17 protein-coding genes are annotated in these 18,160 nt (G+C 65.5%); 9 read left to right on the top strand and 8 right to left on the bottom strand.

The window, feature by feature from the left end:
• Window positions 1-201 precede the first annotated feature (201 nt).
• Window positions 202-2,127, bottom strand: coding sequence for an asparagine synthetase B family protein (locus tag M0D43_RS11100; protein ID WP_260808221.1), 1,926 nt, complete (start codon window positions 2,125-2,127; stop codon window positions 202-204).
• 19 nt (window positions 2,128-2,146) lie between these two features.
• Window positions 2,147-2,302 carry a hypothetical protein gene (locus M0D43_RS11095; RefSeq protein WP_181112962.1) on the bottom strand — a complete coding sequence of 52 codons (156 nt, stop codon included), beginning with the start codon at window positions 2,300-2,302 and terminating at the stop codon, window positions 2,147-2,149.
• Between the two features lie 310 nt (window positions 2,303-2,612).
• Here M0D43_RS11095 and M0D43_RS11090 point away from each other — a divergent pair, with 310 nt between their 5' ends.
• From M0D43_RS11090 to M0D43_RS11075, 4 genes are all read left to right on the top strand, one after another.
• Complete coding sequence (locus M0D43_RS11090; RefSeq protein WP_260808220.1) at window positions 2,613-3,353, top strand: class I SAM-dependent methyltransferase; 741 nt, start codon at window positions 2,613-2,615, stop codon at window positions 3,351-3,353.
• A 148-nt stretch (window positions 3,354-3,501) separates the two neighbouring features.
• Window positions 3,502-3,726 (top strand): PqqD family protein, encoded by a 225-nt coding sequence (locus tag M0D43_RS11085; RefSeq protein ID WP_101364348.1) that lies wholly within the window; start codon window positions 3,502-3,504, stop codon window positions 3,724-3,726.
• Window positions 3,727-3,800: 74 nt separating this feature from the next.
• Window positions 3,801-4,670, top strand: coding sequence for a phosphoenolpyruvate carboxykinase (ATP) (locus M0D43_RS11080; RefSeq protein WP_260808219.1), 870 nt, complete (start codon window positions 3,801-3,803; stop codon window positions 4,668-4,670).
• Entirely contained in the window at window positions 4,667-5,488 is an 822-nt protein-coding gene (locus M0D43_RS11075; RefSeq protein ID WP_260808218.1) for a sulfotransferase domain-containing protein, read from the top strand. Before M0D43_RS11080 ends, M0D43_RS11075 begins: the two co-directional genes overlap by 4 nt.
• Here the strand turns inward: M0D43_RS11075 and M0D43_RS11070 are convergent.
• Genes M0D43_RS11070 through M0D43_RS11055 form a run of 4 tightly spaced genes read right to left on the bottom strand, consistent with a single transcriptional unit; the run spans window position 5,463 to window position 7,723 of the window.
• On the bottom strand, window positions 5,463-5,996 hold the full coding sequence (locus M0D43_RS11070) for a GNAT family N-acetyltransferase (protein ID WP_252164662.1): 534 nt from the start codon (window positions 5,994-5,996) through the stop codon (window positions 5,463-5,465). The two genes, M0D43_RS11075 and M0D43_RS11070, sit on opposite strands and share 26 nt — an antisense overlap.
• Window positions 5,996-6,583, bottom strand: a complete 588-nt coding sequence (locus M0D43_RS11065) for a phage tail protein (RefSeq protein WP_260808217.1) — start codon at window positions 6,581-6,583, stop codon at window positions 5,996-5,998. The genes M0D43_RS11070 and M0D43_RS11065 overlap by 1 nt, the downstream gene beginning before the upstream one ends.
• A 24-nt stretch (window positions 6,584-6,607) precedes the next feature.
• Window positions 6,608-7,159: a phage tail protein gene (locus M0D43_RS11060; RefSeq protein ID WP_260808216.1), complete on the bottom strand. Its 552-nt coding sequence runs from the start codon at window positions 7,157-7,159 to the stop codon at window positions 6,608-6,610.
• A gap of 24 nt (window positions 7,160-7,183) precedes the next feature.
• A complete protein-coding gene (locus M0D43_RS11055; RefSeq protein ID WP_260808215.1) occupies window positions 7,184-7,723 on the bottom strand; it encodes a phage tail protein in 540 nt (179 codons plus the stop codon).
• Between the two features lie 523 nt (window positions 7,724-8,246).
• Between M0D43_RS11055 and M0D43_RS11050 the strand changes: the two genes are divergently transcribed.
• The 5 genes from M0D43_RS11050 (at window position 8,247) to M0D43_RS11030 (ending at window position 14,391) form a co-directional block, all read left to right on the top strand.
• A complete protein-coding gene (locus M0D43_RS11050; protein WP_260808214.1) occupies window positions 8,247-9,281 on the top strand; it encodes a nucleotidyltransferase domain-containing protein in 1,035 nt (344 codons plus the stop codon).
• 193 nt (window positions 9,282-9,474) lie between these two features.
• Window positions 9,475-9,861 (top strand): BlaI/MecI/CopY family transcriptional regulator, encoded by a 387-nt coding sequence (locus tag M0D43_RS11045; protein WP_010375367.1) that lies wholly within the window; start codon window positions 9,475-9,477, stop codon window positions 9,859-9,861.
• A gap of 3 nt (window positions 9,862-9,864) precedes the next feature.
• Window positions 9,865-11,586, top strand: coding sequence for a M56 family metallopeptidase (locus tag M0D43_RS11040; RefSeq protein ID WP_252164657.1), 1,722 nt, complete (start codon window positions 9,865-9,867; stop codon window positions 11,584-11,586).
• Window positions 11,587-12,598: 1,012 nt separating this feature from the next.
• On the top strand, window positions 12,599-13,165 hold the full coding sequence (locus M0D43_RS11035) for a hypothetical protein (RefSeq protein WP_252164656.1): 567 nt from the start codon (window positions 12,599-12,601) through the stop codon (window positions 13,163-13,165).
• A gap of 35 nt (window positions 13,166-13,200) precedes the next feature.
• Window positions 13,201-14,391, top strand: coding sequence for a saccharopine dehydrogenase family protein (locus M0D43_RS11030; RefSeq protein WP_260808213.1), 1,191 nt, complete (start codon window positions 13,201-13,203; stop codon window positions 14,389-14,391).
• 216 nt (window positions 14,392-14,607) lie between these two features.
• On the opposite strand, the gene M0D43_RS11025 is transcribed toward M0D43_RS11030, so the two are convergent.
• Together M0D43_RS11025 and M0D43_RS11020 are read right to left on the bottom strand one after the other, a co-directional pair.
• On the bottom strand, window positions 14,608-15,393 hold the full coding sequence (locus tag M0D43_RS11025) for a DUF1868 domain-containing protein (protein WP_252164655.1): 786 nt from the start codon (window positions 15,391-15,393) through the stop codon (window positions 14,608-14,610).
• A gap of 10 nt (window positions 15,394-15,403) precedes the next feature.
• Window positions 15,404-18,061, bottom strand: a complete 2,658-nt coding sequence (locus tag M0D43_RS11020; RefSeq protein WP_252164654.1) for a TonB-dependent receptor — start codon at window positions 18,059-18,061, stop codon at window positions 15,404-15,406.
• Between the last annotated feature and the right edge of the window lie 99 nt (window positions 18,062-18,160).

Genomic DNA, 18,160 nt, shown 5'->3' with positions numbered 1-18,160 from the left:
GGCAGAGGGCACGTGTGGAGGAAGGCGATCAACCGGTGCAAGCCTGCCCGGCTCGGAACTGGCGCGCGTGTGCAGGTCCCGCCGCCGCACGCTAGCCTAGCAAACGCCAAAGCGGCAGGCGTGGCGTGCAAGCGCCCGGCTCGATCGCGGCGCAGCGTCGACAAGGCGGTCGTGTGCTCCCTGATCGGTCATGTGCCGCGCTTATACGCCACCGCGCTCGTGCCACGCGAGAAACCTCCCCGTCTGCAGGCCGTACAGCAGGATGTGCAGATAGGCTTCGCGTCTGGGCTCGGCGGCCTGCGCGTCGCGCGGCCAGGTATCCATCAGGCCCTGCAGCCGCGGCAGGTCGAGCACACGACGTGCCAGGGGAGAATCGTGCAGCGCGTGGAGTTGCTGCTGCAGGCTGGCGCGCTGCGCGCCGAGCTGCGCGAACCAGTCGCCATGCTGCACGCCGACCTGGCGATTGGCGAAAATCTCCGCAGGTGCGCCGCGCGCTGCGAGCAGGCGGCGCGGCAGCGAGCGGCTGACGCCATCGCGCAGGAACTGATCCAGCGGCAGGCTGCCGAAGAACTCGATCACCCGCCGGTCGGCGAGCGGCATGCGCAGATCCACGCCGGACAGTGCGCGGAGCACCCCATAGGTCTCCATCGCCGCAGCGTCGCTCAAGAACCACTCGCGCCGTACCGCCAGGGAAGGATGATTCGCGCCGAGACAAAGCCGATAGCGCCGCATATCCAGATTGCGGCGCAGATCCAGGTCGTGCGCCCACTGAGGATTCAACGCGGCGTTGCGCCTCCAGACGTCGACCGGCAGACGATGCCAGCGGCGCACCACCGCCATCGGCGCGAAAGGGCGCAGCACATGGCGTTGCAGCGTCTTGCGCACGCTCAACCCTTCCGTGGCCGCCAGCGCCCGCGCTTGCACAAGCAACGCGCGCCACTGGCGTTGGCGCAGCAACTCCGGCAGCCGGGACAAGCCGTCGTAGCTGAAAAACGCGTTACCCAACTCTCCGCCGATCAGGACCCGACTGCCGCGCTCCGCCATGAACCGATAGAGCGGAAAGAACCACGCCATGTTCAGAGGGGAGCGCGTCGGCTGTCCGCCTTCCTGCAACCAACGCTCGGCGTCATGTTCGCCCCAGTCTTGGCCATCGTCGCCGATCATGTGCCAGTCGATGCCCGGATGGCGTTCCGCCAGCAGGCGGGCACGCGGCGATTCGTCGTAGTAGTGGCGTGCGCTCGCCGCTGCGGTCGCCGTCTGCGGAGTACGCGTGAGCGCAAGCAACGGCGCTGCGGTGTGTTGTCGTGCGGCCGAAAGTGCCACCGACGTACTATCGAGGCCGCCGGTCAGGCACATGGCGACGGAACCAGGTGCGCGCAGGCAATCGGCGACGGCCAGGTCCAACACGTCGGCAGCGGCAGCCTCGACGTCCTCATCGTTGCGCAGTTGCAGCGTACCGGCCTGCGGCGGCGCCCACCATCGCTGCAGGTGCGCCCGTTCCGGCGTCACGCTGAGGGCATGCGCCATCGGGACTCGGTCGATGGATCGATAGATGGTGCGGGTCGCCCGCGTTCGATCCATCAGCAGCCGATCGGCCAGCGCCTGCTCATCAAGATCGGAGGGAATCTCCGGCAAGGCCAGCAGCGCCCGCAAGCGGGTGGCAAATGCGATCAGGTTGGAACCACGATGCACGAACAACGAGCGGATGCCCACGGGATCGCGGGCCAGCAGCAGCCGGCGCTGGTCGGGCCGATACAAGGCCAGCGCGTAGGATCCGTACACGCGCGGCAAGGCGTCGACATCCCAGCGCTGCAGGGCCTCCAGCAACAGGGCGCCATCGGGCGTGGAGGCGCTGCTGGGCTCCCCTAGCGCCGCCACCAGTTCGCCACGCGCAGCCAACACCACATCTGCGGCAAGGACCGCGCCGGATCCTCCCACCCATGGCATCGCTTCGAAGGCGTCCTCCGGTGTGAAGCCATGCTGGCGATGGACAATGGCGATGTCACCGCCATGCCAGACACGTCCCGGCCCGATGCCGCGCGCCTCCAGCGCGCGATCGAGGCGCAGCAGATCCGCGGGGGAAACCGGAGCGCCGTCGAGACGCCAGACCCCCGCAAAATCGCTCACCTCGATCGCCTACACCGGCTTAGGAGCCAGTGCCAGTCCCCGTGCCGTCGTTGCCGGAGAAGGTCTGGTTTGCGGTCTCATCGATGGCAAGAAACGCCACCGTCGGTGTCGTCCATACCTTGCGCCCGTGCTGCGAGGAGACTTCGGACGGCACTGCCTGATGGTTCTCGTACATTGCGCACTCCCATTTTGCTAGTCTGTTTCGGCTCGCAAACAAGCCGTTCGCGGTCACTGCACATCCCGTCAATGGCGTCAGTCCGACGCCCCTCACAGCGCACCGCATCGTGTTGCGCATGCGCCCGATCTGTTTGGCTTGCAGCCGCTGCCCGACGACGCTTTCGATTTCAGCACAACCCACACTGCATGCTGGCTGCTTACTCCATGGTCGCACGACCGATGCCGTTGCCGACACCATCGAAGGGGCCGATCGGCCTGCCGCAGGCCGCCACGCGCAGTCTCCTGCTTGATGCGCATCATATCAAGGGATGATCCTGTCCCTCAGCCGTTGGCGCAGGTTGTTGGCCGTCCCGCGGGTCAGGTGGCTGTATCGCGCACTGCGCACCCGGGAGGGCCGGCTCTATGCCTGGTTGCACGTGACCTCGGTCGCGCCCGTGTTCCAGGATTACGGCACCACCGCCATGCATCGCTATCCCACGCTGTTCGCCTTTGTCCAGGCCACGCTGGGAGCGGCTGGAAACCTACGCCTGTTGTCGTTCGGCTGTGCCAGCGGCGAGGAAGTGCTCACGCTACGCAGCTACTTCCCGGACGCCACCATCACCGGACTGGACATCCATCCCGGCCATATCTCGGCGTGCAACCTCCGGCTTCGGACGCAGCCGGACTCAAGTATTCAATTCCGCTTGGCGGGAAATACGGCCAGTGAGGCCGACGCCTCCTACGATGCGATCTTCTGCCTGGCCGTCCTGAGACGGGGCGATCTGGCCTTCCATACCGGCCAATGCTGCGACCATTTGATTCGCTTCGAGGACGTGCAGGCACAGTTGCTCGACTTCGCCCGCTGCCTGCGCCCTGGCGGCTTGCTGGCGCTGCGCCACGCCAACTTTCGCCTCCGTGATACGGCAGCGGCGCGCTGGTTCGACCCGGTCCTCCGCATTCCGACACCGGCGCACGCGGATACCCCACTCTTCGGTCCGGACAATCTACGCCTGCCTGTTCAGTCAGATGACGAAGTGGTGTTCCGGCGTCGCGAGCACCCACGCGACTGAGTCGCCGATGGCAGCCGATCCAGCGGTCATCCGCCTTCCAAGACGCATGTTTCCCGGTTAATGTTCCAGGCCCTCCCACGGATGGTTCGCCATGCCTATCGATCCGAATGCCCTGATCGCACAGGCTCCCGGTTGCCTGGCTGCGGAAATGGGCGAAGAACTGGTCGTCATGAACACCGAACGCGGGCTGTATTTCTCGCTTGACGCGGTGGGCAAGGACATCTGGACGCATCTCGCATCGCCCTGCACGTTCGTCGTGCTGTGCGATCGGCTGTGCGCCGACTACGCGACGACACGATCCAGGATCGAGACCGACGTCGCATCGCTGCTGGAAACGCTGCGCAGTGCCGGCACCATCGAGATCCGCGCCTGAACCGCATTCGCGAAAATCCGGCGGCGCGGGTCTTGTCGGAACCCCAGCACCACTACCTGCTGTGCGGCTGGCACGTGCGCAGCACCCTGGTCCTTCCGGAGTTGCCGCCCTGGCCGGCATCGGCTGGCGGGCGTCACGACGCGGATGTGGTGATCGAGGACGCGTCGCTCCCCAGCCGGCTCGATTCGGCCGACCCCACCGATACCTGGCTGAGCATCGGAACCGATGGCTCCGTGTTGCTGCAGATCCCAGACCTGGTCCGCATCCTCGTGCGCGGCGGACACGCGATCCAGGTGCAGCGATTGCGCCAGGACGATGAGAGCTGGCGGCTTTTCCTGCTTGGCTCGGCGCTCGGTTACCTGTGCCTGCAACGCGGCCTGTTTCCGCTGCATGCGGCTTGCCTGCGGATCGGCAGCCGCACCGTGGCCATTGCCGGGCACAGCGGCGCCGGCAAGTCCACCCTGTCGGCGGCCCTCCTCAAGCGCGGCCATGGCTTGCTCAGTGACGATCTGGCCGTGATCCGCACCGAAGGCCGCATCGAGGTGCTGCCGGCCTTCCCACGTCTGAAACTCTGGCGCGATACGCTCGATTCCCTGCAAATGCCCCACACCGGGCTCCCGCAGATACGTCCCGGGATGGACAAGTTCGACCTGCGCCCGCAATCCGGATTCGACCCGACCCCCGCGCCGCTGGATGCGATAGTGATCCTGAAGGAGGCACCGGAACTGAGGATGCAGCGGCATTCGCCCGGTGCCGCGCTGCCCCTGCTGCACAGTTACCTGACGCGGCCACAGGCCGCCCGGCGGCTCGGTCTGTGGCCGACCACCTTTGCCCAAGCCGCGGCCATCGCCCGCCAGGTGCCGGTCTGGCACCTGCTGCGCCCACTGCGTTTCGATGCGCTGGACGCCAGCGTCGAATTGATCGAAGCCCACCTGGGGACATGAGCCGGCGCGGCATCATCTGGCTGGCGTCCTATCCGAAATCCGGCAATACCTGGATGCGCTGCCTGATCTCCAGCCTGCAGTCCGGTGCCGCCGTGGTGGATCTGGATACGCTTGGCCGGAGCCTGCCGTATGCGGCCTCGCGCAGTTGGCTCGAGCAATGCGTCGACGTGGACAGCAGCGACCTCGTACCGGCCGAACTTCGTCTTCTGCGCAGCAGCGCCTATCGACAATGCGCAGCACAGTCGCTGGAGCTGCTCAAAGTGCACGATCGCTACGACGCGACGCTGTTTCCAGCAGACGCGACGCTGGCAACGGTCTACATCGTGCGCGACCCACGGGATATCGCGCCTTCCTGGGCCGACCAGACGAACATGGACGTCGACGCCGCCATCCGCCAGATGTGCGATGCCGGCCTGACCGTGAGCCGTGGCGGCCCTTCGTTCCGTACCCAGACGCCGCAATGGTATGGGTCCTGGTCAGGGCATGTCGCCTCGTGGCTGCAGCGGGCTCCAGGCCCACGCCTGCTGCTGCGCTACGAAGATCTTCTGGCGCAGCCCATGCAGGAGACGACACGTCTTGCGGAATTTCTGGGCCTGCCCGCCGACCCAGCGCATGTGGCACGCGCGGTCGCCGCCTGCCGCTTCGAGACACTACGCAGCGTAGAGGAACGTCACGGATTCGCCGAGCGTAGCCCTGAGCAGGCACGATTCTTTCGCCAAGGCCGCGCTGGCGTATGGCGGTCCGCGCTCACCACGGAACAGGCGGAGCGCCTGGTCGCTGACCACGGCGTGGTCATGGACTGGCTTGGCTATCGCTGAGGGCAGGACGCCAGGCCATATGCCAGGAGACACCGCCATCGGCAAATTTCTGGAAGCCGAGTCGATGGTACAGCCCGACCGCAGGATTGCCTTTTTTCACCTCAAGCAGCACACGCCGCCGGTCGGCACGCGCCTGGTCCAGCACCGCGCCGATCAGGATCGTGCCGATCCCCTGGCTGCGGTAATCGGATGACAGCAGGATGTCCAGCACGCGGAGATCGCCTTCATCCGTCGCCGCCAGATAGAGACGGCCAACCACGCTTTGCTGGTGCGTCAGCACCAGAAACAAGGCTTCTGGATGCAGCAGGGCGTAATGGCGGCGCTGTGCCTCGAACTGTTGATCGAGCAACGCGACCTTTGCCGTATCGTCCCACGGCAGCAGCGCGAATTCGGCCCAGCGCTCTTCCCGGAGCAAGGCCCGTAGCGCCGACATGTCCGCCGCGCACTCGGGGCCGATCGCCATGCCCAGCGCCGACAAGGGCGCCGGGCAGGCGAAGTGCAGCGACATCACGGCCTGGGCGGATAGATGCCATCCGTGGCGCAGATGCAGTAGCGCACCGTGGTGAACGGTTGACGGTTTTCGTGTGCCTGCACCGCTGCCGAGGTGGCGGGGAAAGGCGTCAGCGTATTGGGCGACATCTGGCCGACAGGCGTTCCCACGGCCGGCGCATACGCAAGATACGTCTGTCTCGGCGTGAGGGTCAGATTCAACAAGCGCGTCACGTAAGCGGCCGCGCTCGGTGTATTGACGAAGGCCGTCAGGGCCGTGGCCGGCCTGACGAATTGCGTGGAGATGGTGTGCGTATGTGCCGGCAATTGCGACGAAGAAGTCAATGCAACGGTGTCGGCGCCCTGCAACTGGCCCATGGTGGTGTTGTTCAACCCCGGCCCCTGACCCTGGCCGGTGACCGCGCGGCCGCGCAGATCCGGCAGGCCGAACGTATTCTGCTTGTCGCCCCCGTAGGCAAAGCCGATCACCCCGAACAGCGCCTGATACTGCTGGATGCTGACCGTTTGCCCCATGCACTCGAGCCAGCCATCGTGCGCGAAGTTGTAAGGGAACGCCCGCACTTCGCCGATAAAGCTATTGGACATGTCGAACTCCTTTGCGATGGCCGGTCACGGCCGCTGCGGGTAGAACCCGTTCAGGCAGATCAGATAGTTGAGCGTCTGCGTGGCCATGTGGTTGTCGTGGGGCTGGCTGGCGCCGCTCACGCTCACCGCGGTCGGTGCCAATGGGAAGACAGAATCGGTGGTCCCCGCGGGCGGGATGAAATACGCCACTTCCGAGTTCTGGGATGCGGCAAGCAGATTGCCCACAGGGGTCAGCGCAGAAGCCGGTGCGGTCACTGCCTGCAGGGTGTGGCTGTGCGCCGGCATTTGCGCCGGTTGCAGCGACACCGTCTCGGTACCGAACGTCTGGCCCAATACGCGCGCCGTCAGTTGCGGCGCCGGCGCGCGTGCCACGCCCTGCCCTTGCGAGACCGCGACACGGCCGCGCAGATCCGGCAGATTGAAGGTGACCCTGCCATCGCCGCCGTAGGTGGTGCCGATGAGCGAATACAGCGCCATGTAGGTGTTGAGCTGCAGCTGGCGTCCGTCGCAGAACGCCCAGCCCTCGGGTTCGTAATTGCCGGCGAAAAGAATGATCTGACCGGTATAGGCATCCATGGTGTGGTTCCTTTGTGGCCCGCGTCAGGGGCGCTGCGGGTAGATGCCGACCGTGCAGATGCAGAAATTCAGCACCAGCGATGGCTGCATGTTGTTGTGGGCGGCACTGCCACCTTGCTGGCTCACGGAGTCAGCCGCCAGACCGACCAACGTGCCGGTTGGCGCGTACAGATTGTGCGGTGTCGGTGTCTGCGCGAAGAGTTCGTTCCCGTCCACTGCGCCAGTGGTGGCCGCGGTATTGGCCACGTTGACCATGTGGATATGCGGCGGAATCTGCGCCGCGGTCAGCGTCACGCCCTCCAGGCCGCCATAGGTGCCGACCGTGTAGACCACCGTGGGCGTGGTGAGCGGATTGACGCCCTGGCCCACCGGTACGCGGCCGCGCAGGTCCGGCAGATTGAACGTCGTCTTGCCGTCGCCGCCGTACTGGTTGCCGAGCAGCGAGGCCAGCGCGACGTTGCTGTTGATCGGCAACGAGCGGCCATCGCATGGCAACCATCCGGCGGGTGCCCAGTCGATCGGAAACAGGCGAATTTCACCAACAAATGCATCGGTCTCATTCATTGAACAGCTCCTCAACTATCGGCAATATCAAGCGCATGTGTAAGAGACCTGGAGTGACTCAAGCCATCGCGGCAACCTCGCGCAAAACCCCTCCGCTACGCGCGTGAGCAAGCCGCGACACAGCAAATGCTGTGTTATTAATAGCGTGGGGTATGCGCAGCGCATCGGCGCTGGGCCGGCATGACAAACACGGCCGTCAGGCGGCTCAGAACGATGTGCATCGATTACGACTTCGCTCAGTTTTCCCCACAATCCGCAGACGCGGATATGGCCCCTAGCAGCGAACGTAACATAGGCTACGGACGCGCTAAGGTGCGCGTGTTCACCACTTGCGATTCTCGTGCGACTGCGCGCTGACGTGCAGTGCACCGTAACGGTTGAGAACGCTTGTGCGGCGTGGTCGTCTGCGTTCGGCTACATCCTGTCGCTTTGGCGGCAACACGATGCTGCCGCTGCAGAACTGCAGGCGGTGGTATCGCCCCCCGATGCGTTTGCTTTCGAACGTTCGCTTGCACAGCATCGAATGGCATTGGCATTGCCTGCTGCCGACACCCTGGCGGCCAGCGTTCCTGTCGCAGTGCGCGAAGTACTGCGGCGTCTGCAGCAACGCATGCTGCTGCAGTCCTTGCAGCAAACGGCCGCCATCCGCGAGATGGTAGCGGCGCTGCAGCGGGCGGGTATCCGCTGCTGCCTGCTCAAGGGATTGGGGTATGCGGCGCAGTTCGGCCAACTGCATCGCCGCGAAGCGTGCGATATCGATGTGCTGATCGAGCCACACGCCAGCCAACATGCGCTGTCCGCACTGAGCGCGTTGGGCTATGTGTTGCAAGCGGACGCCGCACTCGATCCAACGGAATATTGCCGCTACAACCATGCCCTACCGCTGCGTCACCCTGAAACCGGCGTGGTGCTGGAATTGCATCTGCGGTTGGCCAATCACGAGCGCCAGTTTCCGCTCAGCCAACAGGTCTGGCGCGATCATCTCAGCATGGTCGTGTTGGGCGGTACCCAGGTGCCCACACTGTCGCCATCGGCGGCGGTGGTCTATGCCGCGTTCCATGGCACCAAACACCACTGGCATCGAGCTTTCTGGTTGGTGGACATGGCGCAGGCGCTGGGCAGCACGCAGCTGGACTGGGCAGAGGTGCTCGCGTTGGCACGCCAGCTTGGCGTGGAGAGACAGCTGGCACTGAGTGCGCTGCTGGCCGAAGCGAGTCTGGGAATCGCGTTGCCGGCGGCGCTACAACGGCAGACCACATTGCTGCGCAAGGCCCGACCGGCCGCCGCTGCGTTGCTGCCGTGCATGGATGCGCTCGGATCCGACCGCGGTGCGGATCTGGCGGTACGGCTGGGACTCTTCGCCTACATCAGGCACCTGCTGTCGCTGCAATCGACATGGCGTGGTCGCTTGCACGTTGTGCCGGCATTGCTTGTGCCCACCGACATGGATCGCCAGGCCATCGCGTTGCCCGGCGCATTGCATTGGGCCTACGTCGGTGTGCGCGTGGTCCGCTTGGTCAAACAGCATTTGCTCAAACGCCGGCGCCTGCAGGGGTAGCGCGCCAGCTGGAACGACGGTTGTTCGGCTTGATGGACATCAAGCGCATGCAATCGCTCGGAAGCTGTTCGGAATCTGCGCTGGACGCACATCCCCTTAACCAGGTCGATGTCGCCCACCCCTGCCATCCGGCCTATTGACTACAGCTGTCGTCAGGCCTACGGTAGCGACAACTGTAGTCAGGGAGATCGGCATGCGCGGCAAGACCATCGGGGACCAGGAGCTGGCCCTGTTGCAATACATCGAAGAACAGCGGCATGCCAGCGTGGGCGAAGTGGCTGCCGCGTTCGGTGAGCCACGTGGGCTCGCCCGCTCTACGGTGCTGACCATGATGGAGCGGCTGCGGGCCAAGGGCTTCCTGCGCCGCAAGCAGGTGGACGGCATGTACCGCTACAGCGCCACCGCCGGCCAGGACGATGTGGTGCGAGGCGCAGTGGGACAGTTTGTCGAGAAGACCCTGCAGGGCTCGGTGTCGCCGTTCGTGGCGTGGATGTCGCAGCGTGCGGAAGTCAGCGATACCGAACTGGCCGAGCTCGAAGCATTGGTTGCCAAGCTGCAATCGCAGCGCAAGGAGGATTGAGTCATGTCGCCCCTGATCGAAGCGGTGTTATGGAAGCTTGGCGCCACCAGCGTGCAGACCGCGGTGCTGGTGTTGGTGGTGTGGGCGCTGTGCCGCGGCGTGCGTCGTCTGCCGGCGGCCACGCAAACCTGGCTGTGGTGGTTGGTGGGTGTGCAGGCGGTGGTTGGCCTGGTGTGGAGCAGCCCGGTGCAGCTGCCGGTGCTACCGGCGCATAGCGTGGCCACTGCGCTGGGCTCGGCCGACAATCTGGCACCGATGGCAAACGCCGCTGCCGCGGCATCCACGGCCACGCACGCCGACGCCGCTGCGCAGGCGATGCAGGTCGGCTCTTGGCCCACCTTTGCCGTGGCATTGCTGGCGCTGTGGGCAGCGGGCGTGCTGGTGCTGGCCGCCGGCACGGCGCGCGCCTACTTGCGCAGCCGTGCATTGGTGCGTGCGGCCGAGCCCTGCAATGACCAGGCCTTGGTGCAGGCATTGCAGATGGCGTCCGAAGCGCATGGCTTATCGCGCCCGCCGACCCTGCGGCTATCGGCGCAGATCGACTCGCCACAGTTGATCGGCCCCTGGCAACCGGTGTTGCTGTTGCCTGCCGCACGCCTGCCGCACATGGCCGATGACGATCTGGACATGGCGCTGACCCACGAGTTGATCCATCTACGCCGTGGCGATCTGTGGTGGGGTCTGCTGCCGGCCTTGGCGCAGCACCTGTTCTTCTTTCACCCGCTGGTGCATCTGGCCGCGCGCGAATATGCGATCGCCCGCGAGGTCGCCTGCGATGCCGCCGTGGTCGCCGGGCACCGCCATTGCCGCCACGAGTACGGCCGCTTGTTGCTGCAACTGGGTGTGGCGCCGCGTCCACGCGGTGGCGTGGCGAGTGCGTCGCCCTCGTTTGTCAGTTTGAAGCGCAGGTTGTCGATGTTGCAGGACACTCGCGCGTTTCCAGGGCTGGCCGCCGCGATGATTTTGGCCACAGTAGCGGTCTGCGGTGTGCTGCCGCTGCGTCTGGTGGCCATGCCGGCACCGGTGGCCTCTGCCGACAAGCAGCCGGGCGCGGTGACTGCCCCGGTCGCGCCACGCGCTGCACGCGCACAGGTCGGCAGCGCTGCAGATGCTGCAGCGCCGATGGGTGCGTTGCCTGCGCCGGCTGCGCCGGCGGCCCCTGCCACGCACGGCGTCATCGCCGATGTGTTGGGCGCCGAGCCGCTGCATGACGAGGATGCGGCCCCTACGGACAGCGGCTGGAATCTCGACCTGGACCGCATCCGCGGCGATGCCACCCGTGACGCGCAAGCCGCCGTGCACGATGCGCTCGCTGCCAACAACCACGACCTTGAACTGCAGCAGGACCGGATGCAGGAAGCACAGGAAGCATTGCAGCAAGCACGCGAACAACTCGCCTCCCTGGGCCCGGAACTGGCGCAGGCCAAACAGGAGGCGCAACAGCAAGCACGCGAAGCCCAGCAACAGATTCGCGCAGTGGCGCGGCAGCATCGTCAGGCGCAATACGCGTATGCCGCTGCCGTTCGCCAAGCGGACGAGCTGTCGCGGCAGCAGGCCGAGATGGCCAACCAGGCCGCACGTCAGGGCCGCGCCGAGGCCGAACGCGGGCAACGGGAGGCGGCACAGGCGCAACGCGAGGCAGCGCAGGCGCAGGCAGAGGCCGAAAAAGCGCAAGCAGAGGCAGCCCAAGCGCAAGCAGAAGCAGAACGGGCGAAGAACAGCTAGGAGCCACTGAAGAAACGACTGCGCTCATCGTACGGCGGGTGCGGTCGGTACGAGGAGGCATCGACGACGCGCTGGCTCGGCGACGACCCTCTTCTTGGCGTGCTAATTACGCCAGCTGTTGGCCACAGCTGACAGCTGCTCGCCCCCTCGTGCTGGCTGCTGCAGCGACTGAACCCAGACCGCCAAGCGCCGCCGGTTCGCTGCAGACCGCACGTCACCGCAGCAATCGTCTCTGGTCGCCACGTAGCGGCAACGCGTGGCGTGCAGCGTCACACGACTTTCGGCCGTGCACGGCCGGCAGACGCGCGGTCGCTGTGAGCACTTGCTGACGCCACGCATCTGCCGAGGCAATGCGCTGGCATCGCATCAGTAAAGGCAACACCGGCATCACCACGGGCCGCCACGGCCCGGCATTTCCTGAGTCTCGACGCCTGCAGCGTCGGCAACACCGTGTCCGCGTGCTCGCTGTTTCCATCCGCCGATGCGCTCTGCTCAGGCGGCACTCAACTGGCTGTGCCTTTCGTGGAGATCTCACATGATCCAGACCACTGTTCCATTGCTGTGCCTGCGTTCGGCGTTGTTGCTGGCCCTGGCCGCAGCAGCCGGCCCCACCGTGATCGCAACCGCCGCTGCGGCACCGGCGGCTGCCGTCGTGCGCACGTCACCTGCTGCGCCTGCGCTGGCTGTACCTGCGATTTCGTCAATGACCCAGGTCGCACCCATCGTGCATGTCCTGCCTGCTGGGGACATTGCAACGGCTGCACCAGCAGCACCAGCACGTGATGTGACCGCTCTACACAGCGTGCAGGTTGTTTCTGCACTGCGTGCACCTGCGCACTCACCGATAGCGCCGGTCGCACCGATAGCTGCCCTTTCAACTACCGCAGCAGGCTCAGCAGCGCCCGCGCCTAACGCAGCGCGTGCATTGCCTGCTGCGCCCGCCATTTCTCCAACAACGTCGATCGCACCTGCCGCACCCGCTGCTGCAGCGCCGGCACGGCCGCGCGCAAGCATGAAAAGATCCTGCGGCCATGCCACTGCAAGCGCGCAGGATGAAGGCGACGCCTACGTGCTGGTGCACGGCGATCGCGACGTGATGCACGGCACGCCCGACGATCTGCAGACGGCACGACGCTACGCAGGCGATGGAAGACGCGTGTTGTGGTTTCGTGCCGATGGGAAGCAGTACCTGGTGCGCGACCCAACCTTGCTGCATCAGCTGGCTGCGGCGCATCTGCGCAGCCAGCAATTGGCCGCCGCTCAGGCCGGATTGGCCGCACGTCAGCAGGCCTTGAGCGAACGTCATGCTGCACTTGCCGCGCAATTGTCTGCGCACGCCGAACCGCGCCTGCTGCAGGCGTCGACACGCACAGCGTCGGCCACCGCCTCCACACCAGCGCAGCAGCGTGCAACACCCGATCCGCTGCAGGCGTTGGCGCAGCAGCAACAGGCATTGGCGCGGCAACAGGCCGCACTGGCAAGCAAGCAGGCCGGTGCATCCCGGCTGGCCACGCAGCAGGCAGTGAAGGTGTTGCGCGAAGCACTGAGAAGCGGGCGTGCCAACCGCATCGCCGGTTAGCGCATTGCGTCGGGCATTTGACCGCGCATGCGCGCATGGCGGTGCGCTCGCCGATACTGTGCGCAGACACAGGCGGCGAGCAGGCGATGACGTATCGGGTGGTGGTGTTGGGCGGCTTCGGCCACTTCGGTGCGCGCATCGTGCGCTCGCTCGCGGCAACGGCGCAGATCCATGTGCTTGCAGCGGGTCGACATCCGGGCGATGTGGCGACCACGTGGCCGGGAGTCCCCCCCGGCAGCATCTCCACCTGCCGCCTTGATATCGATGCAAGCGACTTCGCCGCGCGACTGGCGGCCACCGGCGCCGATGCGGTGGTGCACACGGCCGGGCCGTTCCAGGGACAGGATTATGCGGTGGCGCACTGCTGTCTGCAGGCCGGCATGCACTACATCGATCTGGCCGACGGCCGTGCGTTTGTTCGCGATTTTCCTGCTGCGATGGACGCTACTGCACGGCAGGCGCAGCGGGTAGCGATCAGCGGTGCCAGCACCTTGCCGGCACTGTCCAGTGCGGTGATCGATGCGCTGTTGCCGCGCTTTTCGGCATTGCAGGAGATCGCTATGGTCATCGCCCCCGCACAGGGTACGCCGTTGGGACTGGCCACCGTGCGTGCGGTGCTCTCGTACTGCGGCATACCTTTCAACTGGTGGCAGGCTGGCCGTTGGCAACAGGTGGTGGGTTGGGCACGCCCCACGCGTGTGCGCTTCGCGCAGCTCGCCCCACGGTTGGCCTCGCCCTGCGATGTACCCGATCACGACCTGTTGCCGCAGCGCTATCCCGGCGTGCAGGCCGTGCAGTTTCGTGCCGCGCTGGAAGTGCCGTTCCTGCAGCGCTGCCTGGCTGTCATCGCCTGGCTGCGTCAACACGGTGCGCCGCTACCGATGCAGCGCCTTGCCGGTGTGTTCGCCAAAGCCGGACGCTGGTTCGACCGCTTTGGGACCGACTTGGGCGGCATGCGCGTGGAACTGCGCGGCACCTGCGATGGCACGGACGGTGCAAGCCATCCACTGGTGCTGCACTGGGACCTCACCGCAGCGATGCTGCACGGCCCGGAGATTCCGTGTTTCGCCGCTGTTTTGCTGATACGCAAACTCGCTGCCGGGCATCCGTTGCCGATCGGCGCGCACGCCTGCATGGGGCTGCTCACGCTAACAGAGTTCGAGCGTGAATTTGCTGCGTGGCAGATGAGCACCGAAGTGGCGGAAGTAGATGACGTGGGCGTTTAACGCAAGCCGTAGGCCAGGCTTTATGTGCTCAGCATGTTGCTTACACCGACAGGGGTTAAAAAGGTTGAGATACGCATTGCCTCGATGTGCAGAACCAGCGGTGACGCTGTCAGCTCTATGCAATTGCGTACTTCCCCAAAGTCCTCTCCTTAGGGGAGTTGGGCTTAAACGGGCGCGTGTCTAGGTCACACAATCCGTAGCCGGCTGCATGCAATCTCACACCTCATACAGCGTGCGAAACGTGTACATGTCGTTGAATGTACAAAAATGGAAATGCGGCACCGTGATCGGCCCTGCCGCTGCCAACTGTGTGAGCCAGGTGCGCACTGCCATGCGATACGCAGCTTGCTCTGCACCATCGAGGGTAGTGCACAGGTAGGCCAGCGAAATATGAAACTGGAAGTTGGTGTAGTCGGGGCGCTGCAAGCGTGTCAGTTGCATCAGCGCTCGACGCGCGGCTTCCAGGCGCTGTGCGGTTTGCGTGTCGGCCGGCTTCAACGGAATCAGCAGATTGTCGTTCTTGCCGGTCTTGGCTGCCGTCGGGTTGACTAAAAAGCGGCAAGCACCCAGGGGTGGCGCGGCGCGCTCCTTCAACCGCGACAGATAGTCAGCGTTGATGTCCTCCAATGCCTGGTCGCGCGTCAGATCGCTCGGCCAGGGCCCACGCGCACGGTCGATCTCATTGACTCCGCCCAACAAGGTCACGTGGTAGCTGCTGGGCGGCAGCAGGGCGAATTTGTTGGCAAAGCGCTGTTCGGGGAACTCGCGGTAGATATTCAGCACGCGGTCGAAGCTGTCGTAGCCATCGCCCTGTTGTTCCAAATGACCCACAAAGGTATTGCCGGCAAACGGCATCGGCCGTCGCGAGCGCAGAAACTTGCGGCCCACATCCGAGGGCGGCGGCGTCATGGCCAGTGTGGGGATACCGGTGGCCAGCAGCGAGGTGCCGGCGGCAGCCATCAGGTGCCGGCGGCTGATGCGTGTGTCCAGAAACGACGACATGGGAAAACCCTCAGAGTTTGACGTTGACGCCGAGCATCACGGTGGGTGCCATTTTCCAGGCCGATTGCACGTATTCCTGGTGGCGGCCGATGCGGTATTCGTAGCCCTGGCCGGCCAGGTTGAGCACATCCAGGCTCACCGCCACTGCCGGCGAGACGTCCCAGGCCAGTTTCAGATCGAGACGGTCCAGCGGTTGCTGGTAGCGGTTGCGATAAAACTCCTGCTGGTTGCTGTAGTTGGGGAAGCGGTCGTCCCACAGCTCGCCGGTACGGCTCCAGGCCAGGGTGCTGCGCAGCGGCCCACGGGCATAATTGAGGGTCAGATTCCATAACTGCTTGGGCTGCTGCGGCAGCACCGACAAGGTGGTGCGGCTACCATCGCCGAGCACCACCGGATAGGCCACGTCCAGGAAGGTGACATTGGCACCGATCGACAGCCCGGCAAGCGCGGGCAGCCAGGGGCCCAGTTCCTTGATCGCGCCGAGTTCGGCGCCGCGCATGCGGACCGGCCGGTCGGTATTGCGCGGTTGCGTGACCAGCACCTGCTCGCCGTCGATGCTCTGCAGCTGGCCGTAACGGAAAATTTCATTGTCGATGGTCTTGTGGAACAGCGCGATCGACAGCAGGCTGCCGCCGTCGTCAAACGTCCAGTCGTGGCCAAGGTCCAGATTCTGCGAGCGACGCGGCTGCAGGTCCGGGTTGCCTTGGTTGAGCGTGGGCGGGTTGCTGCCCAGCGTGAGCACGCCGCCGTTCAACGCCATCTGGTCCAGGCGCGGTCGCCCGATCGAGCGCGAGGCGCCAAAGCGTAACGTGCCGTTGGCACTGGTCTGCACCTGGCCCGCCAGCGATGGCAGCCAGTTGCGGTAGGTGCGTTGCGCACTGACAGGCGCCCAGAGAGCTCCGCTCAATTGCTGGCCACTGCTGCCAAAGCGGGTCTGCTCCAGGCGCACGCCGCCAGCCAACCGCCAGCGCTCGCCGCGCCACTGTGCTTGTGCGAAGCCGGCGCGCACCTGCTCATCCACGTTGTACGTGCCGCTGTTCTGCGCGGTGGTGTCCACCACGCCGCGCGCCTGGCCGGACGCGGTATCCCAGCGGGCGTCGGCCAGGTCCGGGTCGATGGTCAACATGGGCGCGTTGCAACCCAGGGCGCAGATGGGGTTGCCCAGCACATCGGCCAGCGAATAAGGCAACCCGCTCCAGGTCGTGCGCTGGAATGCGGTCTGCATGTGCGTGCGCACCTGTCGCAGGCCCCAGGCCAGTCCCAGCCCCTGGCTGTCCTCGTCCATGTTGCGACGTAGCTCCAGTTGCAGGTCGCTCACCCGTTCGGCGTAGGTTGTGCGCTCCTGCTGGTGGTTGAGGTTGGCGTAGCGGGTCGGGTCGTCGGCCAGTGCCGGGTCCAGGGCCGTGAATGCCGGCAGGGTGCCGTTCCAATCGAAGCCGTAGGCCAGCCGGTTCTGCTGGAAGCGGTCCCAGGTCTGCGGGTTGTCCACCGTGGCGCGCGAGGTGCTTGCCCGCAGCGCGCCGCGCCACTGGCCAGGCAGCTCGGCCAGCAATTCGCCGTTGATGCCGGACAGCCCGCGCTTCCAGCGCAGCTGCCCCAACTCGACGAGCTGGTTGAGATTGTCCAGCGTGCCGCTTTGCGGGCCACTGCGGGTCAGGCGCGCGCTGTTCTGCACCTGGGCGGCCTGGGTATTGCGGTCGGAGGATTCGCGCTGGTTGAAACTGTAGCCGGACACATGGCCGCTCAGCGGACCATCCGGCTGCCAATCCACGCGTGCGGTCACGCCGTTCCGTTCGCGGGTGTTGTCGTAGTTGTACCAGCGCCGTTCGCTGGGCACCGCAGCGCCGGTGCCGCCATAGGCAAACGGCGCGCGCGTGCCGTCGGCGTTGTACCAGTTCAGAGCACCGCCATTTTCCTGCTGCGGCACCGAAATCTCACGGCGCCAGACGCTGGCCGCACCCAAAAATGCGAACTCGCCGTCACGCCCGAAGCGCTTGCCCCATTTCAGCTCGCCTTCGCCTACCGGCGTGCGGCCGCCATAGCGGCTCCCCATGAGGTTGGCACCGCCCTTGGCCGAGGCGGTCAGCAGGCCATCGGGCCGGGCAAAGCCGGTGGCGGTGACCAGATTGGTGACGCCACCGATTGCGCCGCCATCGTTCTCCGGCAGCAGCGACTTCACCACATCGATGCGGTCCACGAAGTTCGCCGGCAGCACATCCATCAGCGCCTGGCGGCTACCGATGTCGTTGCTGGCGAACGCAAAGCCGTCGATCAGCATGCTGTTGTAGTTGCCGTTGAGGCCGCGCACCGTCACATAGCGTGGTTCGCCCTGGTACTCGACTGTGCTCACGCCGGTGACCCGGCGCAGCGCATCGCCCACATTGAAGTCCGGCAATTGCCCGATGCTGTCGGCGGCGACCGAATCCACGATGGTGGGCGCCGCCTGCTTGGTGGCGATGGCACGCGTGTTCTGCGACTGGAACGGGTTGCGCACCTGCACCGCGTCCATGGTCAGCGCGTCGGCTCCGCCGGACATTTCGGCTGCGGTGGAGTGCGAGGGAAGCCAAGCGATCAAGGCCAGTCCCAGCGCAAGCGATAGCGCATGCGGATGATGTGGGCAAGACAGGGCAGCGCAATGGGGGCGGGAAGGGGGATGCAACAGGCGCATGTCACGATACCAACGTCGGAGGCCCCAACGCGGGGCCGCGGACGGATTAAATTAAGCTGCTTAATTAAAGCGATTATGACAACGACGGACGTTTCGCCC

It is taken from the genome of Xanthomonas prunicola, assembly GCF_025266575.1.
GTDB classification, from domain to species: Bacteria; Pseudomonadota; Gammaproteobacteria; order Xanthomonadales; family Xanthomonadaceae; genus Xanthomonas; species Xanthomonas prunicola.
The sequence above is the reverse complement of the archived record's forward strand: the minus strand, read 5'-3'. Positions and strand labels throughout refer to the sequence as shown.